This is a genomic window from Priestia taiwanensis, assembly GCF_014638355.1.
Lineage (GTDB): Bacteria > Bacillota > Bacilli > Bacillales > Bacillaceae_G > Priestia_D > Priestia_D taiwanensis.
Genome location: NZ_BMFK01000004.1, coordinates 191,953 through 218,575, shown reverse-complemented (window position 1 = coordinate 218,575; position 26,623 = coordinate 191,953). Strand labels below are relative to the sequence as shown.

Below are 26,623 nucleotides of genomic sequence, written 5' to 3'. Positions count from 1 at the left end.
GTAACAGCTGACCGTACAGCGATTCAAGATGAGTTAAACCAATTAATGTCAGAAGTTGACCGTATTGCTAACACAACAGAGTTCAATACGCAAAACTTATTAGGTGGTAAATTCAGTGGTACATTCCAAATCGGTGCAAACAGTGGTCAAACAATCAATGTTGGCATTTCTGGAATGGGAGCTGCTAGCTTAACATTAAATACTACAACTGTTTCAGTAGGAACAAATGCAGTAGCAAGTGCGTCAATTAAAACAATCAACGATGCATTAGAAAAAGTATCAACACAACGTTCTAACTTAGGTGCTGTACAAAACCGTTTAGAGCACACAATTAACAACTTAGGTGCTTCTCAAGAAAACTTAACAGCTGCAGAATCTCGTATTCGTGACGTAGATATGGCGAAAGAAATGATGACAATGACAAAGAACAACATTCTTAACCAAGCAGCTCAAGCAATGCTTGCACAAGCTAACCAACAACCACAAGGCGTACTACAATTATTACGTTAATCTTAATGTGGTAAATTTATCGAAACATCGTGTCTTTTTGATACGGTGTTTCTCTTATATTTATCACCTAATTGGAGGAATTTTCAAAATGAGGCCGTTTATTTCATTATGTATGATTGTGAAAAATGAAGAAAAAGTATTGGATCGTTGTCTAAGTACCGTAGCTCATTTGGTAGATGAGGTTATTATCGTTGATACAGGATCTACAGATAATACGAAAGAAATAGCAACACAATATACGAAACATATTTATGACTTTGAGTGGGTGCATGATTTCTCTGCAGCACGTAACTATGCTGCAGAAAAAGCGACAGGTGAATGGATTCTAGTACTCGATGCAGATGAATATGTAGAGGAAGAAAATTTCAAGTCGTTTCTCTTAGAGTTAAAAGACGATAAGGAAAACTTTAATGCATACGCGATAATGATTTTAAACTTCACAGGTGTACATGGTGAAAGGATGATTCAAAACCATCATGAACGTGTATATAAAAATGATGGAGATATTGCATATACTAGGAAAATTCATGAACAATTTTATAGTAAGAGTAATACAGAGCTTCGGTTAAAAAAATCAGCGTTGACGATTTTCCACTCGGGATATTTAAATGCGACGGTGAAAGAGAAAGACAAGCAAGAACGTAATCAGCAATTAATTAATGATGAAATAAGTAATAAAAATAATATTGCGTTTGATTATTTTAATTTAGGCAATGAGAGTATATCGAAGGGGAATATAGAAGAAGCATTAAATAACTACGTGAAAGCATATGAATTAAAGACTAATTTTAAAGCATCTTGGATTGCATATGCCATGGTGAATATAGTTAATTGTTTAATACGATTGCAAAGATATAATGAAGCTTTAAATGTTATTAAAGATGCAGAATCACTATATAGTACAGCGCCGGATTTCCTTTATTTAAAAGGTACTATATACAAAGCTAGAGGACAATATGAAGATGCCAAAGAAGCGTTCAATCATATTTTAAACAATAAGGATTACTATATTAATACAATCTTTAGTCCGGATATAAGAGAAGTTTTACCTCATCGAGATATTGCGGATATTTATTTTATAGAGAAAAATTATCAAAAAGCAATTTTTCATTATGTAAGTGTATTAAATATTAATAAGCAATGTACGACAAGTATGCGAAATACTTTATTTATACTTAATAAGTTCCATACAAAAGAGGAAATAGTAGAGTTTGTTATTAAAAATAGATTAGTGAGTGAGAGTAATTTAGTAAGTTATGTAAGAGTATGCTTTGATATAGGCAATCCGCGAATAGTGGAAGAGGTAGTTCGTGCTATCCAACCAAATAAAGATACGCTAATTCATTTAGTTAAATTAAAAGAATTAGCGATTTATGATACGGGAATCGTGAACGATGAAATAAAAGAACTTATTAAGAATATAAGTGAGTATTCTAAAACAGCATTATTAAACATCGGTGATTATGCTTTCATATATCATATTCTAGAGAGTAATAATATTGAAAATGAGTTTTTACAACAAATCTTTGAAGATGAAAAGTGTAAGCAATTAAAGCAGATGTTAACAAGCCATTCATTTGAGGTAACCGATAGTGAGTTGTTATTAACAGCTTTGACGATATGCTTAACTTATAGGAAGTATGAGCAAGTAAACATATTATTAAATAATAACAAAGACCAACAAGTGAGTATTTCTCATAATATTGCAGCGATCTTGTATGATAATGATTTTAGGGTAGAAGCAATGGAATATTATAATGATAGTAATTGGCTCGATATGAATGAACAAGATTTTTTAAATATTATTAATGGATTATTCGCTGCTAACGATGTGTTCAACGGGGTACAAGTTGCTAATTATGGATGTACAAAATGGCCAGAAGACTTCAGATTTTACCAATTTATTATTAATCATTCAACGGATGAAATGCAAATACAATCTACTGTAAATCAAGCAGAGAGGCTATTTGGCAAAAGCTTAATTTTAGACAGGTTTATATTTTAATAGTTAGGGAGACATGTATGATTATTGATATTGTCTTAGTTTATGCTATGGGTAAAGGTGGATTGGAAGATGTAATCTCAACTACTAGTAAAGAATTAGTGAAGAGAGGGCATACAGTCAGAATATTTCAAGCGTACCCCCCGCAATATATGGAATGGTGTGGGACTTTAGAACAAATATATTATTATGGGGAGAAAGGGGATCTTGATTCGGAGGATTCACTCTCGTTATCCAATGGATACAAAAATATATTAAGCCAACTGGAAAAACCAGATGTAATACTGGCAACGCATGCCCCTAATCTAAGCTTTATTTGTCGCAATGCGATTGCTCAATTAGATATAAAAGAACCTCCTATTATATCTTGGTTACATGGTCCTCCGGAATACTTTGGCGGCCAACGTTCTTTAAAATACAGTGATGCTCATCTAGCTATTTCTACAATAATTGGAAATAGCATTCAGGAAAATGTTATGGAAGACATACCGGTTTATTATATTGGTAATCCTGTTAACATGGGAGATTTCAAAAGAATCCCTCGTAGTAATAACGGCTTGAAGTTATTATATATAGGGAGATTGAGTGAACATGAGAAACGATTAAGTACACTTTTTAGAGGGCTTGAGAAGCTTCAAGGTAAATGGTCATTATCCATAATTGGGGATGGTCCAGATAGAGGTTACTTAGAGAATCTGTCTAAAGAGTTGGATATTTTTCATAAAATTGACTGGTTAGGCTGGCAGAGGAATCCTTGGGATTGTGTAGAGTGTGCTGATGTATTAGTTCTATCTTCGGACTTTGAGGGATTTGGATTAGTTTTAGTAGAGGCATTGGGCCGAGGTATTCCAGTTATATCGACGAAATGTGCAGGTCCAATTGATATTGTAAGGGAACATGAAAATGGTTGGTTAGTCACAGTTGGCGATTGGCAAGGATTTTCAGAAACATTCCAGCAGATTATGGACGGGAAGAAAAGGTTGCCAGATGCTGAAATATGTGAAAAATCAGTAGAAAAATTTAGAGCTCCAAACGTCATTAATAAGATAGAGCAGATTTTAAATTATTATTACCGTGTAAGCTTAGAAGGAGAGAACTATAGTTCCCTTGAAAATTACGTTGTGAAAGATGATTTAATCTATAAATCAGAGATAGTAAATCTGGCGATACAGACTACAATTGATGGGATTCAATATCTAGGCTCTTCGTCTACTTCCAATGAGAGAGATAAACTAGTGAAATGGTTTTCTTTAGATTTTATTGAAGTTATTGAAAATGACATGGATAGCCAAGTAGACGTAGAGCTAAGCGCAACTGTCTGTTCCCCGAAAGTAACAGCTATAAATTATACTTGTACGAAAGCAAATGTAGAATTTGTATTGCATAATATTGGTCAGGAATTTGGGAACATATTAGATGAGAAGGTGAATTGTTCCGTAACGTTGTCTAATCAAGGTGGTATTTGGAAAATTTTTTCTTTATCAGTTAGCGAGCCCTTAGTTAGTTTACAATAAAATATCATGAAATAGTTATTGATAATTATGAGGGTATTCATAAATTGGTTAGTAGGATATAAAGATATGACAGGTTTGTAAATGAGGAGAAAAAATGAATAATTCAAATGTAGTAGGATTTTATATAGAAACATCATTTCATTATTATTTATATGAAACGATAATAGATAGCTTGTTAGAAGAAGGAGTTCAATGTCATATAGTTATTAATGATGAGATGGGAAAGCAATCAGAGTTTAGCCATATGTATAATGATATGATTTCGTTTATAGAAGATATAGATAGAAGTGATATAGATGCATATACTATGAGTACAGTTAAAGATGCAGGTTTTAAATATGATTGTCTTGTTAGTCCATATCTTGCAAAAGATTTAAGGGGAATAGCGAAAAAACATGTTCGTGTAATGTATAGTTTAGCGAAAGAGAAATGGATTTACGGTTGGTGGAATATTGTTTACGATCGTATTTTAAATTATGGTCAATATGATTACTCTAAATTAAATATAGATAATAATTGTGTGATTATAGGGAATCCAAAGTTTGACAAATGGTTTAAAAATGATATTTCCAATCTTAAATCAATTGAAAAAGCATTAGATTTAGATAGAAATAAAAAAACAATTATGTATGCACCGACTTATGGGGACTTAAGTTCAATCGATAGCTGGATAGAAAAAATAAACATGCTTCAAGAACATTATAATGTCTTAATTAAACTTCATCATGGCACAGCCTTTAAAGAAAGTGAACAATATAGAAGAGATTATCTTAATCTACATTTTAAAAATATTTCAGTAAGTACCGAAGATTTATTCCCATTTTTAAAAATTGCTGATTATGTTGTAACTGACAATAGTGGTATGATTTTTGACGCAATTTTAGCGGGGAAAGACATTTTATTATTAAATACAACTTCTTCATCAGAGCTTACCGATGAAAGAAGTTTAGAACAAAAAGCACGTTCACAGATCATTAATATTAATATGACTGAGGACATAAAAGAAGTGTTGGAAAATGATAACTTATTCACTTTGCAAAAAGCAAGGATAAATACGTTGCAAAAGGAATTGTACACTTACTTAGATGGTGATTGTGGTAAGAGAGCAGCAGATGAAATTATTAAAGTGATAGATGATAATTGTTCAGATGAAAATAGATTGTTAACTAGCTTAAGAGAAGTAGTTTTTGGGAAAAAATAAATTAATTATTTTGAGTTAAGTGAAAGGTTTACTCGTGATAATTGATTAGGAGAACTGTGTAAGAAGAGTGGATTTGAAAAATTTACAGTTTGGGAAGAAGGTAATTAGAGGGGGTATTGTGACATACACTTTCTAGATGAAAGAGGTTCATACGATAAAATGTATAGAAGAAATCATGTAACGTATATAGTTTATCACATAATTTAATTAGTAGTGTTGTACTTTGCAGGGAGGAAACAGAATGCAGTTAGTTAAAGAAAAGAATCAACCAGTTGGTGAAACTGTTAATCTAGCATATTGGAATGAATTTTATAAGAGGTTTTATATAGAAGAAGAATCTACATTCTGTAGCTACATTAAATCAAGAATTGACAAAGACACGCTTATTATTGATATTGGCTGTGGAACTGGACAGGATATTCGCTCATTTTATAGAGAAGGATTTTGTGTTACTGGAATCGATAGGTCATTAGAAGTGATAAATTCAAATAATAATGTAATAAAGCAAGCTGGATATAGAGATTCTATTGATTTTAAACAGGTAGATATTTCTTCTGAAAGTGAATTATCTAAATTTATACAAGAGAAGTTGGAAGAAGCTAGGGGGAGAAAGAAGAAATTACTCGTATACAGTAGATTTTTCCTTCATTCAATTAACCAACAAACGGAAGAAGTTTTGTTAAAAACTCTTGCTAAACAGCTTGATAATGGCGATTTATTCGCTGCGGAATTTAGAACAATTGAAGATGCTAATAAAGAAAAAGTATACAACAATCACTATAGAAGATTTGTGGACTCGGAGCAATTAGTCAAAAACTTAGAAGAAGTTTACAGATTTGAAGTATTAGAATATACCAAAGGGACTGGTTTTTCGATCTATAAAGGAGAAGATCCTTATTTAGCAAGGATTATAGCTCGCAAATCTTAATTGATTTTAATATAGGATTATTTTTTATTATTAGTTTTTTGCCTATCTAATTCCTTGAAAATTAATTAAACAATTTTATATGAATGAGGTAAATAGAATGTCCACTATTTCACTATGCATGATTGTTAAAAATGAAGAGAAAGTATTAAGTCGATGTTTAGAATCTGTACATAAAATGCTAGATGAAATTATTATTGTCGATACAGGATCTACAGATACAACAAAGGAAATAGCTAGAGAATATACAGATAAGATCTATACTGTCGAATGGAACGATAACTTTGCAGAGGTAAGGAACTATGCATTGAAGCAGTCTACAATGGATTATGCATTAGTATTAGATGCGGACGAGGTAATGACAGAGGATTCATATGAAAGAATACATGAATTTATTAAGAATAGGGAACGAGTGATTGGACGAATAAAGTGTAAGAATATATTCAAGAATCACAGTGGAGAAGAGGTGAACTCTATCTCCTGGATTTCGCGCATTATACCTAAAGGCGTCTATTACGAAGGGGCTATACACGAACAAATAGTTTCCTCATTACCGAGAAAAAATATTGAAGTGTTGATACATCACGACGGGTATTTTGAAAATAATAAGGTGGATCGGAATTTACCAATATTATTAAAAGAACTACAAAGGAAAAATGATGATGCATATATATTATACCAAGTGGCTAAACAGTATAAACTAGCAGGTCAATACGAAGAATCTCTTGAATATTTTATTCAATCGTATAACAACGTAAGAATGGAAGACTCATTTAGAAATATTTTAGTTGTAGATTTCTTATATGTGATGAAAGAAGTAAAAGTGTTCGATGTTGCCTTAGATGTTATTCATTTGGAGATGAATTCCTTGAAGGATTACGTAGATTTTCATTTCTTACTAGGATTATTATATATGGAAATGAGTATTCATAATCCGAATATGTATATGAAATACGTGCCGTTAATTGAGAAATCTTATGAAAAGTGTATCGAATTAGGTGATTCTGTCCATCACGATGGTATGGAAGGAACAGGAACATTTTTAGCGTACTATAATTTAGGTCTATACTATGAGTTGTTTGGTTTTAAGGATCAAGCTATAAATTGTTTCGAACAGAGCATGAGCTATGGATATCAAAAAGCAAAAGACAGAGTACATACATTAAAATAAAAAAGAAAGCTTTATAAGTCAATAAATAGACTTATAAAGCTTTCTTTTTTTATTACTAATATATCTAATGTTATGTTGAAGATAGAGAATGATATCTAAACAATTCCTCATTATTACCGATATTAATAATAGAAAGCTCGGAAAAAAGGAGTGAGGTATATGCATTCACCTATTTCCTTTGCAGCTAAGAATAACATACATCTAGAACAAATAGGGAAACAACAAGCACAAGTAAGGTCGGAAGTAAAAGAGGCGACAATAAAAAAAGAAATCACAAAAGAGAAGATTGAGCGTGTTACGGGAGATATGAATAAATTTCTAGAACCTTCACGTACACACCTTCAATTTAAATTGCATGAGAAGTCAAATGAATATTATGTAGAACTTGTAGATGATCGTACGCAAGAAGTGATACGTGAAATACCTTCTAAGAAATTATTGGATATGCATGCAGAAATGATAACATTTGTTGGGTTATTAGTAGATAAAAAAATGTAGCGAAAAGGTTGTGAAGTAATGAGAATAAGTGGTTTTGCAAGTGGGATGGATATCAATCAATTAGTTGGGGATATGATGAAAGCACAGAGAATCCCTTTAGATAAAATGGCTAGTAAGAAAAAAGTATATGAATGGCAACGTGATCAATACCGAGAAATTAATAAAACATTGGAAGATTTACGTAAGCTTACATTTGACACAGTTGGGATGCAAGGTACGTTTTCAGCAAAGAAAGTATCGAACTCTAATGATAAAGCAGTAAGTGCAAGTGGAGGGGGTACTGCTAATGTCTCCCTAGATGTAGAAGTGAGTCAATTAGCATCGGCATCTACATGGAAATCAAGCGGTATAAAAGTAGATGGAGCTATAGATTCGAAAACGAAGTTAAAAGATGTTCCGTTTAGTGATGGAGTCAAATTCGATAATGAATTCTCACTGAAGTTCCAGGTGAAAAAGCCAGGAGCATCAAAAGAAGAAGAGGTTGAGATAAAGATTAATCCTAATACAGATACACTGGAATCTGTTATAGAGAAAATCAACGGGTCGAACCTTGGAGTAACAGCTGTTTATTCTTCTACTAGTAAACAATTAGCTTTAACAAGTAAAGATACAGGAGCAGGTGGCGAAATTGCTATTAAATCTGATGCTGGTGTTGTAGATAGTAAAACAAATGAGTTCTTTAAAGTATTAGGTTTTTCACCAGATGGTAATGGGAAACTTACACCAACTACAGCAGGGGAAGATGCGAAGTTTAAAGTAAATGGTGTAGAATTTACAAGTCATTCTAATCAAGTAAAAGTAAGTGGCGTGGATTTAACATTAAAGGAAACAACGACTGCACCGGTACGTATTTCAACAGAATCAGATGTTGATGGCATTATCAAAACGGTAGAAAAATGGGTTAATGCATATAATGATGCAATTAAGAAGATGAATGATGAAGTAAGAGAAAAGCGCTATCGTGATTTTCAGCCATTAACAGAAGAGCAGAAGAAAGATATGTCGGAGAAGCAAATCGAATTATGGGAAGAAAAGGCAAGTAGTGGATTACTTCGAAACGATTCTAGTATTAATAGTGGTCTGACAAAGATGCGACATGATATGTCGAACATGCTTCAATCAACAGATAGTGCATATAAGACATTAAAAGATATTGGTATTGATTTTTCGAAAAGTTATACGGAAAATGGTAAACTAGTGCTAGATAAAACAAAATTAGAAGAAGCTCTAAAAGCAGATCCTAGCAGTGTGGCTAAGTTATTTACTGCTGATGGTAAGACTGAGGGAGAAAAAGGTATTGCAAAGCGTATTATAAGTTCTACTCAAGAAACAATAAATAGTATTGAGAAAAAAGCTGGTAAAACAACAAGTGTTAACCATCAGTTTGAAATTGGTAGAGGTTTAAATGATTTAGACAAACAAATGAAGCGTATGCAAGATAAATTGAAGGTAGTCGAGAACCGTTATTGGAAACAATTCACTGCGATGGAGAAAGCGATAGATAGAGCTAACCAGCAATCTTCTTATTTAATGCAACAATTCGGAGGAATGTAAGACCATGGGAATGAGAAATCCATATGAAGCGTATCAACAAAATACGGTGACAACGAAGTCACCAGGGGAATTAACACTTATGTTATATGAAGGGTGTTTAAAGTTCTTAGGCCGTGCAAAAGTAGCAATGGATCAGAAAAATATCCAAGTGAAGAATGAAAATATCCAAAAATCACAGGCTATTATTCATGAATTAATGGTCACTTTAAATAAAGAAGTAGAATTATCGAAGGATTTACTTTCTTTATATGAATATATGAATCGTCAACTTATTCAAGCGAACATTAAAAATGATGTGGCGCTTATAGAAGAGGTAGAAGGATTCGTACGTGAGTTCCGTGACACATGGAAGCAAGTTATTCACATTTATCGCCAGCAACAGCATACAACAGGTGGACAGGCTTAATGGGTATTGTGCAGCAAGTATATGAAGTAACGAAAGAATTACATGAACTAGTAGACGCAGCATATGAGAAAGATAATCGAGATGCACATATTGAATCTGTAGAAGCTTTATTAGAAAAGCGTGATGCGCTTTTGGAGCAATTAGAACCTCCTTATTCGCGTGAAGAGCGAATGATGGGATTACAAATTGTTGAGATGAATGAACATGTGAAAGTGGGCTTACAACGTTTGAAGCAAGAAGTGAAAGTTGATATTCAACAATTGAACAAACAGAAACAACACGGTCAGAAATATCGTAATCCGTATGGGAATACGTCGATGGACGGAATGTTTCTTGATAAGCGTAATTAAGGAGAGACTTCTTCGTCTTAGTGGGCGAGGAAGTTTTTTTATAAAGTGAAATATAACTTTAGTAAATATTTTACATAATGTCGAATAATCTAAGAAAAAGGCGATAATCCTTTTTTGACTTTAGGAATTAAATACTATATATTCAAGTTGTGGACACATTTTCCACATAGTTTATGATTGAAGGGAATGGATTTAATGCAAGGGAAAGTAAAATGGTTTAATGCAGAAAAAGGTTTTGGATTTATCGAGCGCGAGAACGGTGATGATGTATTCGTTCATTTCTCAGCTATCCAATCAGAAGGCTACAAGTCTTTAGAAGAAGGTCAATCAGTAGAATTCGAAATCGTTGAAGGAAGCCGTGGACCTCAAGCAGCGAACGTAACTAAGCTTTAATTTCATTAATATGCTTATTGGGTAGGGAAACCTACTACCATAGATAATGAAAAAGCACGTAACAGGCTCATCCCTTTTATAGGGATGAGCCTTCGCTATGTAATTGTGACAACTTTTCAACAAGATGCGATAAATTTCAGCATCTTTTTTATTTTTTTAGAAAAATAAGCAGGAATATTCGTCCACAACCAAGAATATAGTATTCATAGCTAGAAAACATAGCTTTGAAGGAGGAATTCAACTTATGATGCAATTTAATATTCGTGGTGAAAACATTGAAGTCACTCCAGCAATTAGAGAGTATGTGGAAAAGAAGATTAGTAAGATTGATCGTTATTTCGATGCTACTCCAGAAGCAAAAGTCAATCTGAAGGTCCACGCAGATCATCAAAAGATTGAGGTAACTGTTCCACTTCCACATTTAGTACTTCGTGCAGAGGAAGCAAACAACGATCTGTACGCAGCAATTGACTTAGTTACTGATAAGCTAGAAAGACAAATTCGTAAACATAAAACAAAAGTAAACCGCAAAGCTCGTGAAAAAGGAGCGCTTAAGTATACATTTATTCATGAGGCAGAAGTTATTTCTCATGAGGAAGAAGACGCATTAGAGCTTGTTCGTACGAAACGCTTCGATTTGAAGCCTATGGATGCGGAAGAAGCAATTTTGCAGATGAACATGTTAGGACATAATTTCTTCGTCTTCACGAACGCAGAGACAGATGAGACAAACATTGTCTACTCTCGTAAAGACGGTAAATATGGGTTAATTGAAACGAAATAAATATACAAGAGCGAGGGATATTTCTCTCGCTTTTTTTGTTCTTATTTATTGTGTTGTAAGTGTTATTGTCATTTGCTTGATGATAATGGTAAAATTAAGCTATCTATTAAATAGTAGGAACGAAGAAAGTTCATCGTATGTTCACAGGTACGGTGCAAAATAATGCAAATGATGATGAGAAGAGAGGCGTTTAATACATGCTTGGAATGTTGAAAAAGGTATTTGACGGAAATAAGCGTCAATTAAACCGTATGAAAAAGCAAGTGGACCAGATTGAAGCGTTAGGTCCAGAAATCGCAAAATTAACAGATGATCAATTAGTAGAGAAGACGATGGAGTTCCAAGAGCGTGTTCAGAAAAAAGGTGAATCGTTAGATAGCATCTTAGTAGAAGCGTTCGCAGTTGCGCGTGAGGCGTCAACGCGTATCCTTGGTAAGCGCCCGTACCCTGTACAGTTATTAGGTGGTATTTCCCTTCATGAAGGTAATATTTCTGAGATGAAGACAGGGGAAGGTAAAACGTTAACATCGACACTTCCAGTATATTTAAATGCCCTAACAGGAAAAGGGGTACATGTTGTTACAGTCAACGAATATTTAGCAGAGCGTGACGCGACGGAAATGGGTGAGTTATTTAACTTCCTAGGACTGAGTGTTGGTCTTAACTTAAATAGCCTTTCTCGTGAAGAGAAGCAGGATGCGTATGCGTCAGATATTACGTACAGCACGAATAACGAATTAGGATTCGACTATTTACGTGATAACATGGTGTTATATAAAGAGCAAAAAGTACAGCGTCCACTGTATTATGCAGTTGTCGATGAAGTTGACTCAATTTTAGTTGATGAGGCGCGTACACCACTTATTATTTCAGGACAAGCGAAGAAGTCAGCATCTCTTTACATGCAGGCAAATGGTTTCGTTCGTACGTTATCAAAAGAAACAGATTATACATTTGATGAGAAGACGAAGAGTGTTCAGTTAACGGAAGAAGGAATGAATAAGGCAGAGCGTTATTTCCAAGTAGAGAACTTATTCGACCTGAAGAACGTAACAATTAACCACCATATTAACCAAGCGCTTCGTGCAAATGTGTCAATGCATAATGATGTTGACTATGTTGTACAAGACGGAGAAGTAGTAATTGTTGACCAGTTCACAGGTCGTCTAATGAAAGGTCGTCGTTATAGTGAAGGTCTACATCAAGCAATTGAAGCAAAAGAAGGTTTAAAAATTCAAAATGAAAGCATGACATTGGCGACAATTACGTTCCAGAACTACTTCCGTATGTATGAGAAGTTAGCTGGTATGACAGGTACAGCGAAGACAGAGGAAGAAGAGTTCCGTAACATTTATAATATGAACGTACTTGTAATCCCAACGAATAAACCAGTTGTTCGTGATGACCGTGCAGATGTTATTTATAAGACAATGGAAGGGAAGTTCCTTGCGGTTGTAGCAGATATTACAGAACGCCACAAGCAAGGACAGCCAGTTCTTGTTGGTACAGTTGCAATCGAAACGTCGGAGTTAATTTCGAAATTATTAACAAAGAATGGCGTAAAGCATAACGTCTTGAATGCGAAGAACCACGCAAGTGAGGCGGAAATTATTTTAGAGGCAGGACAAAAAGGTGCTGTAACAATAGCAACGAATATGGCCGGTCGTGGTACAGATATCAAGCTTGGCGAAGGTGTTCGTGAGATTGGTGGATTAGCAGTTATTGGTACGGAGCGCCATGAATCGCGTCGTATTGATAATCAGTTACGTGGTCGTTCTGGTCGTCAAGGGGATCCAGGTGTTACACAATTCTATTTATCTATGCAAGATGAGTTAATGCGTCGCTTCGGTGCAGATAATATGATGGCAATGATGGATCGTCTTGGTATGGATGATTCACAACCAATTGAAAGTAAGATGGTTTCTCGTGCGGTAGAATCTGCACAGAAACGTGTAGAAGGAAATAACTATGATGCGCGTAAGCAGTTACTTCAATACGATGATGTTCTTCGTCAACAGCGTGAAGTTATTTACGGTCAACGTAATGAAGTACTAGATGCGGAGAATTTACGTACAATTGTTGAGAACATGGTGAAAGCAACGATCGGTCGAGTTGTTGCGATGCATACACCAGCGGAAGAATTAGAAGAAGACTGGAATGTAAAAGGTCTTGTTGATTATGTGAATGCGAACATTCTTGAAGAAGGTGTCGTAACAGAACAAGAGTTAAGTCGTCTAGATCCTGAAGAAATGACGGAGCTTATTATTGAAAAAGCAATGGCTTATTATGATGAGAAAGAAGCACAATTGCCAGAAGATCAAATGCGTGAATTTGAGAAAGTAATCGTTCTTCGCTCTGTTGATTCGAAGTGGATGGACCATATTGATCAAATGGATCACTTACGCGAAGGTATTCATTTACGTGCATATGGTCAGATTGATCCATTACGTGAATACCAAATGGAAGGATTCGCAATGTTTGAAGCAATGATTGCGGCGATTGAAGAAGATGTAACACGTTACGTGATGAAAGCGCAAATTGATAATAACTTAGAGCGTGAAGAAGTGGCGAAAGGTGAAGCCGTTAACCCGAAAGAGGGAGAGGCGAAGCGCAAGCCAGTTGTGAAGCAAGATACCACAAGTCGTAATGCACCTTGTCCATGCGGAAGTGGAAAGAAATACAAATCGTGCTGCGGACGATAAGAACGCGTACACTATGGTAAAATGATCACACACTCTCTTCTAAGAAGAGAGTGTGTGATGTATAAAAGGTAAACAAAGAAAAGGTGGTTTTTCTCGTGGAATTAGTAGAAATTAAGCAAGAATTAGAGAAGATGTCCAAACGATTAACAATGTTTAGGGGGTCTCTTTGACTTAGAAGCAAAAGAGGCACAAATTTTAGAGTTAGATAACGACATGTTAGCTCCGAACTTTTGGGATGACCAACGTGCAGCGCAAGCGATTATTAACGAAGCTAATGCACTGAAAGAAATGGTAAACAAGTTTAAAGAGCTAGATGAAACATATGAGAACTTAGAAATAACGTATGAGTTAGTGAAAGAAGAGCCAGACGCGGACTTAGAAGCGGAATTAGTAGAAGAAGTACAAGCATTAACAGCAGGCATGAATGAATATGAATTGCAGTTATTATTAAGCGAGCCATATGACAAGAATAATGCAATTGTTGAGCTTCACCCAGGTGCTGGTGGTACCGAGTCGCAAGATTGGGGTTCGATGCTTCTTCGTATGTACACTCGTTGGGGCGAGAAGAAAGGTTTTAAAGTAGAAACGTTAGATTACTTACCTGGCGATGAGGCAGGTATTAAGAGTGTAACGTTGCTATTCAAAGGTCATAACGCATACGGTTACTTAAAAGCAGAAAAAGGTGTACACCGTTTAGTGCGTATTTCGCCGTTCGATTCATCAGGTCGCCGTCATACATCTTTCGTTTCATGTGATGTTATGCCGGAATTTAATGATGAGATTGAAATTGATATTCGTACAGAAGATTTAAAAGTAGATACGTACCGTGCAAGTGGTGCTGGTGGACAGCATATCAATACGACAGATTCAGCTGTTCGTATTACACATATTCCAACAGGTGTTGTTGTATCATGCCAAACAGAGCGTTCACAGATCAAAAACCGTGACCGTGCGATGAAGATGCTTCAAGCGAAGTTATATCAACGTAAAGTAGAAGAGCAACAAGCGCAGTTAGATGAAATTCGTGGTGAGCAGAAGGAAATTGGCTGGGGAAGCCAAATTCGTTCATACGTTTTCCACCCATATTCATTAGTGAAAGACCATCGTACAAATACAGAAGTAGGGAACACACAAGCAGTAATGGACGGAGATATTAATATCTTCATCGATGCATACTTACGTTCTAAAATCGGCTAGTCTATTATGACTAGCTTTTTTCTTTTTTATAAGAAAAAAGAACGGATTACGATAGATAAAAAATGGTAAATAGTGATTAGTTTTGACTGTTTTCGGTTGTAAGGGTTTTCTTTAAGGTATCTTACCTTTCTATGTAAAAGTGCATTTGGTATACTATTTCAGTAGAGGAAGTAGCATTTTTTAATTGAAAAATGCTGCTTTTCTTTTTTTTAAGCGGTGTATAGTGATATGTTACAGTAGAATGGAGATGAGAGTATGAGGAACATAGGTATTAAAGGGAAAATCTTAGGGATGATCCTTGGTATATGTGCACTATTTGGAATAGCGTTAACGTTTGTTTATTTCTCCTCAGCAGAAAAGGTAGAGAAAATAACGGTATTACAAGAAGAAATTGTACCAAAGTCGAAATTATATCGTGATCAGGCGAATCAAACAGAGGAAAGACTAGGTGCATTACGAGCGTACTTATTATATAAGGATGATGAACAATTAAAGCGTTTTGAACAAATAACAGCTTCTTTAAGTAAAACACAGCAAGAATTATTAAATGATCCAACGCTAGCAAAAGAAGTGAAGGATACAATTAACGCTTCTACGGAGTGGAGAAAGTTAATTGAATCGACTGTATTTACTGCGGCGAAAGAAGGTAACTGGGAAGAAGCAACAGCTTTAGCAGCGAAAACTAGACAGCAAATTTTAGATATTAAAGTAAACTTCACTAACTATCGTGATGCAGAAGATAAGAAAGAAGAAGTAGCCCTTGGCGAAATTGAGCAATCTGCTCAAAACATGAAGACAATTGTATTGATAGCATTGATTGTATGTACACTTCTTGCAGTTGCATTAGCTTTCTGGTTCGCACATAAATTAGTAGAACCAATTCAAGCAATTGATGGGAAGTTACGTGAATTATCTTCAAATGAAGGTGATTTAACTGCGAGGCTGGATGTAACGAGCAACGATGAGATTGGTGCTATTGCTACATCCTTCAATCAAATGTTGGATAACTTGCAAGACCTTGTTAGTAATGTGAAAGAGACAGCGGTGAATGTGAAGGAATCGTCCGAGCAAGTGAATATTGGCACATCTTCGTCAATGGAAGCAACGACAGAAATGGCACAGACGATGTCATATTTAGCAACAGGAGTACAACAACAAGTAGCGAGTATTCAAGAAAGTTCGGTTGCGATGGATGAGATGGCAATTGGTGTTCAACGAATTGCGGAATCAGCATCAACGGTAGCAGAATTAGCGGTAGTTACATCAGATCAAGCAAATGACGGGAAGGAAGTCATTGAGCAATCATTATCTCAAATGACAACGATTCATACAGTTGTTGGTGAAACGTCTGATGTCGTACATCGTCTTGTGACACGTATGCAACAAATTGATAAAGCGTTAGAAAGCATTACAACAATTGCGGATCAAACGAATCTATTAGCTTTAAATGCAGCTATTGAATCTGCACGTGCTGGTGAGCATGGAAGAGGATTTGCAGTTGTAGCAGATGAAGTTCGTAAACTAGCAGAACAATCGAAGCAATCAGCATTAGAAATTACAACGTTAATTCAACAGATTCATACAGACACGAAAGAAGCAACCGTAGCGATGGAGCGAGGTCAAAATGAATCAATGAGTGGTATGACGGCAATTCGTGAAGCTGAACAAGCATTTAGTTCGATTGTAGGCAAGATTAACGAAATTACATACCAAGTACAAGAAGTATCTGCAACAGCGGAAGAAATGTCAGCTGGAGCAGAAGAAGTAAATGCAGCATTATCGGAAATCTCATCTATTTCAAAAGATGTAGAGGCACAAACAATGAAATCATCAGAAGATGCGACAGAGCAAACAGAAGTCATGAAAGAGATGGCAGCGACATCGCAACAAATGACACAAGTAGTAGAAGAATTAGAGAAGTTAGTTGTTCAGTTGAAGACAAATTAATGCATGTAGCCCCCACTTCATGACGAGGTGGGGGCATTTTTATAGTTGTGCTTGAAACATTCGTTTGCATTGTAGGAGCCTTCCTATCAAATGAACAAAAAGAAAAGAAGTTATCCTTGCAGCATCATGTGACAGGTAGGATAACTTCATACAAAAATGTGGGTAAATGGGGTTGGTTGTGTGTTTCTATCTCTTTGGGGTATATAGAGGGATAAAACGAGGTATTTATTTGCTTTTATTGTAGTAAATATGGAGCTCGGTGTAAAAAGAAGAAAAGAAATCATTTCGATAAGTATTATTTATCGTATCGCACATATGTGTTCAAAAATGAACATTTTTCACAAGCAAAAGCAAGTAAAAAGCTTTTTTTGTGCTGTAGTTATACAAAACAAACTTCCATTGTATAATGAAAGTGGTAGTTGTACATAAGGGGGCAAGAAGAATGAAAAAGAAAGTAGTGGCATTATTACTAGGTGTTTCATTAGTAGTAGGGGCATGTGGAAAAGAAGATACGAAAAAACCAGATGGTGCATCAAGTACCACACCAACAGCATCTGGTGAACAGTTATTTAAACGTAGCTGTGCAAGTTGCCATGGTGGTAATTTAGAGGGGAATGCAGGTCCTAAGTTATCGGAAATTGGAAATAAATATTCGGCAGAAGAAATTGAAAAAATCATTTTAAAGGGCCAAGGAAATATGCGTGGGGGCTTCCTACAAGGAGCAGATGCGACAGAAGTGGCAAAGTGGTTAGCAGAGAAGAAGTAAGAAGTAGCGGAGAAAAGAAAATTTCTCCGCCTTTTTATATTCTTTGTTTGTTTCTGCAACCTTTTGAAATGAAACTGTAATATAATTATAGCTTTCTTGAAAAGTAAATAATGGTATACTGGTGTATGGATAAATGCAAATTACTGTAGAAACGTGTCGTAATGAATATAAATGAAGAGAAAACAAGAAAGGTATGTTAGGTGATTGTTATGATCGAAATGAGAGAAGTACATAAGACGTACCCAAATGGTGTTCGTGCGTTGAATGGTATTAATATAAAGATTCAAAAAGGCGAATTCGTATATGTAGTAGGGCCAAGTGGTGCTGGTAAATCGACGTTTATCAAAATGATGTACCGCGAAGAAAAGCCAACAACAGGATTAATGCTAGTGAACGGAATGAATGTTGGCACAATTAAGGATACAGAAGTGCCGATGTTCCGTCGTAACCTTGGCGTTATCTTCCAAGATTTTAAATTACTACCGACGCTAACGGTATATGAGAATGTAGCGTTTGCGATGGAAGTAATTGAAGAAGAGCCTGAAGTAATTCAAAAACGTGTAATGGACGTGTTAAATCAAGTGAAGATTGGACACAAAGCGAACATGAAACCAAATGAATTATCTGGTGGAGAGCAACAACGTGTTGCAATCGCGCGTGCAATTGTGAACAGACCGAAAGTGTTAATTGCCGATGAGCCAACAGGAAACTTAGATCCAGAGACAACATGGGGAATCATGGATATCTTAAAGGAGATTAGTGATACAGGAACAACGATTATCATGGCGACGCATAACCGTGAAATCGTAAATACAATCAAGAAGCGTGTAATCGCAATTGAAAAAGGTAGAATTGTACGTGATGAAGCAAGAGGGGAGTACGGATATGAAGACTAATACGGTAAAGCGTCATATACGTGAAGGATTCAAGAGCTTAGGCCGTAATGGATGGATGACATTTGCATCAATTAGTGCAGTAACAATTACGTTAATGCTAGTTGGAACATTTTTATCTATTATTATGAACGTAGATCATATGGCAAAGTCATTGGAACAAGATGTTGAAATTCATGCATATGTTGATGTTATTGCAACACCGGAAGAGCATGATCAAATAAAGAATGACATTGAGAAATTAGATGGAGTGGATTCAATCGTCTTTTCATCGAAAGAAGAAGAGTTAGAGAAGTTAAAAGATAACTTTGGAGATTCTGCGAAAGCATTAGAATTAATTGAGCAAGATAATCCATTACATGATACGTTTATCGTGAAGCCGAAGAACCCACAAGAAATTGGTGATCTTGCAACAGAAATCGAAAAAGTTACGTATATTACAAAAGTAAACTACGGACAAGAGAGTGTAGAAAAGTTATTTGATGTTGTAAATACAATCCGCAGTGTTGGTATTGTATTAATCATCGGTCTATTATTCACAGCGATGTTCTTAATCTCGAATACAATTAAAGTAACAATCTTTGCACGTAAAGATGAGATTGAAATTATGCGCTTAGTAGGTGCGAAGAATAGTTTCATTCGTTGGCCATTCCTATTAGAAGGTTTATTATTAGGAGTTCTAGGTTCAATCATTCCAATTATCTTCGTATTAACAACGTATCAGTCAAGTTATAGCATGCTTGCTGATAAGACGAACAACATCATTCAATTAATGCCGTTGTTCCCATACGCGTTGGTCATTTCACTTATCCTATTATTAATCGGTGGTTGCATCGGTATGTGGGGAAGCGTAATGTCAATTCGCAAGTTCTTGAAAAAATAAATCATAACTTTTGACCTTCTAGTAGAAGATGTGTATCTTTCGACTAGAAGGTTTGCTTTATACATAATAGTTTTAATTTTATAAACAAATAAAGGGTAATCGGAAAGGAGATAGATATGAAGAAAACAGCAACAGTCGTAACTGCATTTATGTTAGGGTTTAGTAGTCTAGCAACTATTACGTCTTCAACTGTATATGCAGAGGGAAATCTTTCTGAAGTAAAGGAAAAGAAGCAACAAGTAGAAGCAGAGAAACAGCAAGCACAAAATACGGTAAATGAATTAGCAACAGAAATGGCTAAGTTAGCAGAAGAATTACGCTTAATGGACGAGAAATTAGCGGAAACCGAGCAACAAGTTGAAGAGAAACGTGAAGTAGTTACGAAGACAAAAGAAGAGATTGAGAAGTTAAAAGAAGAAATCATTGAATTAGAAAAACGTATTGAGCTACGTACAGAGATTTTAAAGCAACGTGCTGTGTCATTCCAAGAGCAAGGTGGTGGAGTTCCGTATCTTGATGTTGTATTAAGTGCAGAAAGTTTTGCTGATTTAATTACACGTATTGATAGCGTGGCGAAAATCATGCAGGCGGATAATGAAATTGTTCGACAAAATGAAGAGGATTTAAGTCAAGTAGAAGCGAATAAGAAAGAAGTGGACGCTAAACTTGAGATGAATGAAATAGATTTAAAAGCATTAGAAGCAGCAGAAGCAACGCTAAAAGCTCAATCAGAGCAAAAGAAGGAAATTGTGAATAAGATTGAAGCACAGAAGCAACAAGCGGAAGGTGAAGTAGAGCGCCTAGGTTATGAGAGTAACCTTCTTGCTCAAGAAGAAGAGGCAATTATTAAAGCCCAAGAAGAAGCGGCGCGTCAGTTAGAAGAAGAGCGTAAGCGTCAAGAAGCAGCGGCTGCCGCTGCGGAAGCAAATAAACCAAGCCAAGGCAATGGTGGAAGTAACGGAGGTTCAGTAGTTGGACCAACACCACCAGTATCTTCTGGATTCTTCATGCGTCCAGCAGCTGGAAGAGTAACATCGGAGATTGGAGATGGACGTGGGCATAAAGGCGTTGATATCGCAAGTAGTGGCACGGTACCAATTGTAGCTGCAGGAGATGGAAGAGTCAGTCGTTCGGAGTATAGCCCAAGTTACGGTGAAGTTATTTACATTACACATAATGTGAATGGAAAGACGATGACATCTGTTTATGCACATATGCGTAGCGGTAGTCGTTCTGTTTCGGTAGGTCAGTCTGTTAAAAAAGGTCAACAAATTGGTTTAATGGGTAATACAGGTAATTCTTTCGGGCAACATTTACACTTTGAATTACACGCCGGTCCTTGGACACAAGATAAGCGTTATTTCGTAGATCCGAGAAAGTATATTAATTTCTAAGCAAGACACTTGAAGCATAAAGCGTACAAGCTTATCATATAGTAGAAGTAGAGCAAGGCATCGCACAAGTTGTGTGATGCTTTTTTCATAAAGATAATGAAGAAAATAGGGATAGATGAGATGAAAAAGGAGGATACATATGAATCGTAAGTTTGCCATTATGCTTGCTGTTGTTGCGTTCTTATTAGGGGTATCGAGTACACTAGTAGGGACAAAGATTTTCTCCAAATCTCCTATTACGGCGATTGAATCAAGTGGAAATACAGATATTGCGAAGGTTGGTCAAATTTATGAACTTATTTCTTCTCGTTATGTAGAAGAAGTGAACAAAGATGAATTGATTGAAGGAGCTATTCAAGGGATGGTAGGTACATTGAAAGACCCTTTCTCTGCTTATATGGACAAAGAAGCAGCAGATCAATTCCATCAGTCGCTTGATTCTTCCTTCCAGGGTATCGGTGCAGAAGTACATTTGACAGATGGGAAATTACTGATTGTTTCTCCAATTAAGGGATCACCAGCGGAGAAGGCAGGATTACGCCCAAATGACCAAATTTTGACGGTTAATGGTGAAAGTATTGAAGGTCTGTCTCAAATGGATGCTGTTATGAAAATCCGTGGTAAAAAGGGAACAACCGTTAAAATTGAAATAAAACGTACTGGTATGGAAGAAGCCATTGTATTTGACATTGTTCGTGATGATATTCCAATGTCAACTGTTCATCATTCGATGAAAGAATCAAAAGGTAAGAAAATTGGTTATATCCAAATTACATCATTCGGTGAAGGAACGACGAAAGAATTTACGGATGTATTAGCGAAGTTAGAAAGTGATGGGATGGAAGGGCTTGTAATTGATGTACGCGGCAATCCAGGTGGTTATTTAGAAAGTGTGCATGATATCGCAAGCTTATTTGTCGCAAATGGTAAGCCGATTTACCAAGTAGAGAATCGTGCGGGACAAAAGCAGATTGTAAAATCAGAAACAAAAAGTCGTAAGTCATATCCAGTCGCAACATTAACGAACGATGGTAGTGCTTCTGCCTCTGAAATTTTAGCAGCAGCATTAAAAGAGTCAGAAGGATACCCTGTTATTGGAGAGAACACATTTGGCAAAGGTACAGTACAACAACCAATTGAAATGCCGGACGGAAGTAATCTAAAATTAACGCAGTATAAGTGGTTAACGCCAGATGGGAATTGGATTCATAAAAAGGGTGTGGAACCAACAGTTGCGGTGAAGCAGCCAGAATATTTCTATGCAACACCGATCCAATTCAAAGACGAATTGAAGCGTGATATGAATGACGAACAAATTAAGAACATGCAAGTGATGTTAAAGGGTGTTGGATTTGATCCAGGTCGACGTGATGGGTACTTTAGTGAAGAAACAGAAAAAGCAGTTAAAGCATTCCAACAAGCAAACAACCTACCAGTCACAGGAATCGTTGATAAGAAAACAGCTTCTTCTATTGAAACGAAGCTAGTAGAAGAAATACGAAATGAAAAGAACGATATGCAGTTGAAAAAAGCATTAGAAATTTTAACAAAGTAAAAGGGAAACCTAAGCTGTTTATGATACACAACAGCTTAGGTTTTTTATTTGCAAATGCGCCTGCTTAATAATGGAAGAGTCAATAAAAAAGCGGGGATTTTTAGCTATGCAGGCGGATAAATGGCGAAAGAAGTAGACAAAGTATGCAAAGTGTCCGATATATGTAGAAATGAGTCATTGACTTGTTTGTAAAATGAAATTTTTTCCTATTGAAGTGTCGAATCTTTTGTTAAAATAGAGGAAGAATGAATTGGCTGGAGGTAGAGTTTATGAGTACATGGCTGTTGGAAATCGGAACAGCATTAGGGAAGTTATTTGTACACCCGTTTGTGTATGTATATGTACTATGTAGTATTTTACTTGGATATATACGAATGGGGAGAGAACGTAAGCAATTATCAGTACGTGTCTATGATATGTGGTATGAGTTGCGAACAACAATTGGAATTGGACTTGTTCTTGGTCTACTATTCTCGTTCGTAACAGTAGGGATTGGAGTTGTCATTCCATTTGAGCTACTTCTTGTAATAGAAACATTATCAATACTTGCAGCACTTTGCTTGTTCGTTCGTTGGCTATCGCCGGCTTATACAATCGGCATTGCAGTTCTCCTCGTTATTTTGTTAAAAGAAGTGAACGTTGGGATTGGAACAATTAACGATATAATAGCAGGAGCTAATGAGTTCCATGTGACAGGTGTTGTTGTACTTCTTGTTGTTTTATTAATGATAGAAGGTATTGTATTGAAGCGTGGTGCAAATAACATGGCGACACCTCTTATCTCGACGAGTAATCGTGGGAAGCGTGTAGGAGAGTATATTGCGAAACGAATATGGATGATACCACTTTTCATTCTCGTGCCAGGTGAAGGGGTACAAGCTATCGCTAGTTGGTGGCCGGTTATTCCACTAGGTGAAGGAACTTATTCACTTGTATTCGTGCCATTTGCAATTGGCATTATGCAGAAGATGAAGAGTATGTTGCCACATGTAGGTATCCAGAAAACAGTAACGTTTGTATGGATGTTGACGGCCGTTATCGGTGTGCTTGCAATCATTAGTTATTGGAGTACATTGGTTGGCTTGCTTGCCTTATCTATTGCAATTATTGGGAGAGAGGCAATTTCAATTGTGCAGCATATACAAGACGAGGGCAAACAACCTTACTTCTCTTCACGTCCAAATGGAATTGTTATTTTAGGTGTGTTACCAAATTCGGCAGCATCAAAAATGAAACTACAAATTGGAGAAGTTATTACGAAAGCAAATGGTGTAGCTATTCAAACGGAGCAACAATTTTATGAAGCATTGCAGAAGAACCGTGCATTTTGCAAATTAGAAGTAGTGGATATTAATAATGAACCGCGATTTGCTCAAACGGCATTATATGAAGGTGAGCATCATGAACTTGGAATCTTGTTAGTTGGAGAAAATCCAGAGTGGTCGTAAAAAGAACCCGCAGAATGAACTGCGGGTTTTATATTTGTATATTATTTTTAGTTAATTTATTTCTTTATTAGTGACACAAAGGATACATCACTTTTTGTGTGGCTACTCAATTTTTAGTTCTTCCATATATTGTGGCATATGGTCTTTTAAGTACGAAGAAATTTGCTCTTTCTGTGGCAATTCTTCCTGTGGAATGCTCTCTAAAGGGCGAATGCGATAATTGTTTTCTTGTTCGTTTGTGATATAAGTAGGGATAAAAGATGAATCAGTTAACTCAATAATTTGCTTCCCATCGACTTCTTTCTTTGTGACGCGAATATTGAAAATCCCACCTGTATATCTATCATCAAATCCATCTGTTTGTGCAGCTAAAAAGTTCCCCATTGAGTATGTGATATACGTTTTGTTTCCATTTTTACCTGTAAGAAAGGCTGGTGGTTGTAGAACGTGTGCATGACTACCTAAAATAATATGCACTCCTTCATCAGCTAAGTATTGAGCAAGTTTTTGTTGTTCTTTGTTTGGTATATTTTCATACTCTTTACCGAAATGTAGGGCCACCACGACAACATCTGATTGGGTTTTCGCTTGTTGTATATCGTGTTTCATTTTCGTTTCATCAATATAATTGACAAGATATTCTTTTCCTTTTGGTACACGAATTCCATTTGTACCGTATGTGTAATTTAAGAAAGAAAAGGTAATATCGTTTTTCTTCAAAGTAGGAATACGTTTTGCGTCTTCAAAAGATGTATGGCTACCTATCGTCAGGACGTCAAGTGATTTCCAATAAGCAAGTGCATTTCGAATTGCTTTTTCGCCGCGATCTAACGTGTGATTATTTGCAAGGGATACAATGTCAATTCCAGCATCCTTCATTGCATCGGCTACTTCATAAGGAGAATTAAAACTTGGATAAGAAGAAATACCAATCTCACTTCCACCTACCACACTTTCTTGGTTAGCGATTGTAATATCGGCCTGTGTTAGGAATGGCTTCACTTCTTCAAACATTGGATGGAAGTTATATGTACCGTCTGCTTGCTGGGCATCAATATAAAGGCGACTATGAATAAGGACATCGCCGACAGCCGCTAATGTAACAGTAGATTCTTCTTGTTTTGTTTTTGTTTCAGTAGATTCTTCTTGCTTCGTTGTTGCTTCAGCAGACGATTGTGAATCTTGTTTTTTAATATACATATATATGATTGCGCTTAAGATAATAAGTGTCAGGATGAGCCATTTTAGTGTTGGGTGCTTCATAGTATTCGTTCCTTTTTCTTTTTGTATAGTATGTCCTATTTCGCTTCTATTAAGACGAAGTAAAATGAGAAAGAGAGGTATCGTAACCTCTCTTTCGAACAGAATTATTCTTGTTCTTCGTCTCTCTTTAATCTTCCTTTTTGTTTTGCTATTTCGCGTAGCAAAAATTCGATATGTGCATTTACACTACGAAATTCATCATTTGCCCACTTTTCAATAATCGCATATACTTCGGGATCGATTCGTAATGGAAAACTTTTTTTCTTTGCCATGTTTATCGCCTTCTTTAATATAGACTTCCTGTGTTGATAACTGGCTGTGCACTTCTATCAGAAACAATAGCCACTAATAGATTATTTACCATATTTGCTTTACGCTCGTCATCTAATTCGAATGCACCATCTGCTTCTAATTGATTAATAGAAGCTTTTGCCATTTGGACAGCACCTTCTACGATTTCTTTACGAGCAGCAAGGACGGCTTTTGCTTGTTGACGTTGTAACATTGCGTGTGCAATTTCTGTTGCGTATGCTAGGTGCGTTAAGCGTGTTTCAATTACGTCAATACCAGCAATTTGTAGACGATCTTCTAATTCTCGTTTTAATTCCTCTGAGATTTCGTCTGGATTTCCGCGTAATGTAATTTTGTCTGTGTCATCAAAGTTATCATATGCATATTTCGTTGCAACGTGGCGGATAGCCGTTTCGCTTTGGATTTGAATGAATTTATGATAATGCTCTACATCAAATTTTGCTTTAGCAGAATCAATTACTTTATATACAACAACCGCTGCAATCTCGATTGGGTTTCCTTCAATATCATTTACTTTTAACTTTTCACTGTTAAAGTTCTCTACACGAAGAGAGACTTTTGAATGAATTGTAAGTGGTACAGTGAAGAATAAGCCGCTCTTGCGGATTGTTCCTAAGTAGTTACCAAAGAATATTACGACTTTCGCTTGGTTTGGTTGTACCATGCCAATTCCTGAAGCAATTAAAGCAGATACAACTACTGCAATAATAGGGAAGACAAGGGATTCAGATACGAGGAAACTAGCTGCGCCTCCTCCGAGTAATGCTAATATGAAGAAAATAGCGAGAAAACCGTTCATTGCAAATACTTGTTTTTCTCTCATGTAAAATCATCCTTTCGATATTAATATGATATCACTTTTATATCATATGAGTAGCATAGCATATTGTTTCCAATTTTTAAAGGGGATAAAACTACAAATTCTGAAAATTTCTAGTACAATATAAAGTATTAC

The 26,623-nt window shown here is 36.0% G+C and carries 24 protein-coding genes; 21 read left to right on the top strand and 3 right to left on the bottom strand.

Annotated elements, in window-relative coordinates; translation table 11 throughout:
• The 21 genes from IEV41_RS17110 to IEV41_RS17010 all read left to right on the top strand — a co-directional run.
• On the top strand, positions 1–510 hold a 510-nt coding region (locus IEV41_RS17110), incomplete at its 5' end, for a flagellin (protein ID WP_268235151.1).
• Positions 511–598: 88 nt separating this feature from the next.
• Complete coding sequence (locus tag IEV41_RS17105; protein ID WP_188389715.1) at positions 599–2,515, top strand: glycosyltransferase; 1,917 nt, start codon at positions 599–601, stop codon at positions 2,513–2,515.
• A 17-nt stretch (positions 2,516–2,532) separates the two neighbouring features.
• On the top strand, positions 2,533–4,026 hold the full coding sequence (locus IEV41_RS17100; RefSeq protein ID WP_188389714.1) for a glycosyltransferase: 1,494 nt from the start codon (positions 2,533–2,535) through the stop codon (positions 4,024–4,026).
• A gap of 94 nt (positions 4,027–4,120) precedes the next feature.
• Positions 4,121–5,227: a CDP-glycerol glycerophosphotransferase family protein gene (locus tag IEV41_RS17095; RefSeq protein WP_188389713.1), complete on the top strand. Its 1,107-nt coding sequence runs from the start codon at positions 4,121–4,123 to the stop codon at positions 5,225–5,227.
• Positions 5,228–5,468: 241 nt separating this feature from the next.
• Complete coding sequence (locus IEV41_RS17090) at positions 5,469–6,155, top strand: class I SAM-dependent methyltransferase (RefSeq protein ID WP_188389712.1); 687 nt, start codon at positions 5,469–5,471, stop codon at positions 6,153–6,155.
• A gap of 97 nt (positions 6,156–6,252) precedes the next feature.
• Positions 6,253–7,323, top strand: coding sequence for a glycosyltransferase family 2 protein (locus IEV41_RS17085; RefSeq protein ID WP_188389711.1), 1,071 nt, complete (start codon positions 6,253–6,255; stop codon positions 7,321–7,323).
• 159 nt (positions 7,324–7,482) lie between these two features.
• The gene (gene flaG, locus IEV41_RS17080) at positions 7,483–7,821 is read left to right on the top strand and encodes a flagellar protein FlaG (protein ID WP_188389710.1); all 339 of its coding nucleotides are present in this window, start codon (positions 7,483–7,485) and stop codon (positions 7,819–7,821) included.
• Positions 7,822–7,839: 18 nt separating this feature from the next.
• Positions 7,840–9,375: a flagellar hook-associated protein 2 gene (locus IEV41_RS17075; RefSeq protein WP_188389709.1), complete on the top strand. Its 1,536-nt coding sequence runs from the start codon at positions 7,840–7,842 to the stop codon at positions 9,373–9,375.
• A gap of 4 nt (positions 9,376–9,379) precedes the next feature.
• Entirely contained in the window at positions 9,380–9,781 is a 402-nt protein-coding gene (gene fliS / locus IEV41_RS17070) for a flagellar export chaperone FliS (protein ID WP_188389708.1), read from the top strand.
• A complete protein-coding gene (fliT, locus tag IEV41_RS17065; RefSeq protein WP_188389707.1) occupies positions 9,721–10,131 on the top strand; it encodes a flagellar protein FliT in 411 nt (136 codons plus the stop codon). Before fliS ends, fliT begins: the two co-directional genes overlap by 61 nt.
• A 195-nt stretch (positions 10,132–10,326) precedes the next feature.
• Positions 10,327–10,524 carry a cold-shock protein CspD gene (cspD, locus tag IEV41_RS17060; RefSeq protein ID WP_188389706.1) on the top strand — a complete coding sequence of 66 codons (198 nt, stop codon included), beginning with the start codon at positions 10,327–10,329 and terminating at the stop codon, positions 10,522–10,524.
• 247 nt (positions 10,525–10,771) lie between these two features.
• Complete coding sequence (hpf, locus tag IEV41_RS17055; RefSeq protein WP_188389735.1) at positions 10,772–11,308, top strand: ribosome hibernation-promoting factor, HPF/YfiA family; 537 nt, start codon at positions 10,772–10,774, stop codon at positions 11,306–11,308.
• Between the two features lie 197 nt (positions 11,309–11,505).
• Complete coding sequence (secA, locus tag IEV41_RS17050) at positions 11,506–14,010, top strand: preprotein translocase subunit SecA (protein WP_188389705.1); 2,505 nt, start codon at positions 11,506–11,508, stop codon at positions 14,008–14,010.
• A gap of 95 nt (positions 14,011–14,105) precedes the next feature.
• Positions 14,106–15,207, top strand: a protein-coding gene (prfB, locus tag IEV41_RS17045; protein WP_188389704.1) for a peptide chain release factor 2 whose coding sequence is annotated in 2 segments (ribosomal slippage) — positions 14,106–14,177 and positions 14,179–15,207 — 1,101 coding nt in all. Because the reading frame shifts where the segments join, the coding sequence is not laid out codon by codon here.
• 255 nt (positions 15,208–15,462) lie between these two features.
• Complete coding sequence (locus tag IEV41_RS17040; protein WP_188389703.1) at positions 15,463–17,154, top strand: methyl-accepting chemotaxis protein; 1,692 nt, start codon at positions 15,463–15,465, stop codon at positions 17,152–17,154.
• A 442-nt stretch (positions 17,155–17,596) separates the two neighbouring features.
• Complete coding sequence (gene cccB, locus IEV41_RS17035) at positions 17,597–17,920, top strand: cytochrome c551 (RefSeq protein ID WP_188389702.1); 324 nt, start codon at positions 17,597–17,599, stop codon at positions 17,918–17,920.
• A 209-nt stretch (positions 17,921–18,129) separates the two neighbouring features.
• Positions 18,130–18,816 (top strand): cell division ATP-binding protein FtsE, encoded by a 687-nt coding sequence (gene ftsE / locus IEV41_RS17030; RefSeq protein ID WP_188389701.1) that lies wholly within the window; start codon positions 18,130–18,132, stop codon positions 18,814–18,816.
• On the top strand, positions 18,806–19,696 hold the full coding sequence (ftsX, locus tag IEV41_RS17025; protein WP_188389700.1) for a permease-like cell division protein FtsX: 891 nt from the start codon (positions 18,806–18,808) through the stop codon (positions 19,694–19,696). Before ftsE ends, ftsX begins: the two co-directional genes overlap by 11 nt.
• Positions 19,697–19,812: 116 nt before the next feature.
• Positions 19,813–21,090, top strand: a complete 1,278-nt coding sequence (locus IEV41_RS17020; protein WP_188389699.1) for a murein hydrolase activator EnvC family protein — start codon at positions 19,813–19,815, stop codon at positions 21,088–21,090.
• 139 nt (positions 21,091–21,229) lie between these two features.
• Complete coding sequence (locus IEV41_RS17015) at positions 21,230–22,645, top strand: S41 family peptidase (RefSeq protein WP_188389698.1); 1,416 nt, start codon at positions 21,230–21,232, stop codon at positions 22,643–22,645.
• A gap of 269 nt (positions 22,646–22,914) precedes the next feature.
• Positions 22,915–24,093: a PDZ domain-containing protein gene (locus tag IEV41_RS17010; RefSeq protein ID WP_188389697.1), complete on the top strand. Its 1,179-nt coding sequence runs from the start codon at positions 22,915–22,917 to the stop codon at positions 24,091–24,093.
• Positions 24,094–24,195: 102 nt separating this feature from the next.
• Here IEV41_RS17010 and IEV41_RS17005 read toward each other — a convergent pair whose 3' ends face one another.
• From IEV41_RS17005 to IEV41_RS16995, 3 genes are all read right to left on the bottom strand, one after another.
• Complete coding sequence (locus IEV41_RS17005; RefSeq protein WP_188389696.1) at positions 24,196–25,356, bottom strand: CapA family protein; 1,161 nt, start codon at positions 25,354–25,356, stop codon at positions 24,196–24,198.
• 104 nt (positions 25,357–25,460) lie between these two features.
• Positions 25,461–25,628 carry a type II toxin-antitoxin system antitoxin gene (locus tag IEV41_RS17000; RefSeq protein ID WP_188389695.1) on the bottom strand — a complete coding sequence of 56 codons (168 nt, stop codon included), beginning with the start codon at positions 25,626–25,628 and terminating at the stop codon, positions 25,461–25,463.
• Between the two features lie 14 nt (positions 25,629–25,642).
• The gene (locus IEV41_RS16995; protein ID WP_188389694.1) at positions 25,643–26,491 is read right to left on the bottom strand and encodes an SPFH domain-containing protein; all 849 of its coding nucleotides are present in this window, start codon (positions 26,489–26,491) and stop codon (positions 25,643–25,645) included.
• Positions 26,492–26,623 lie beyond the last annotated feature (132 nt).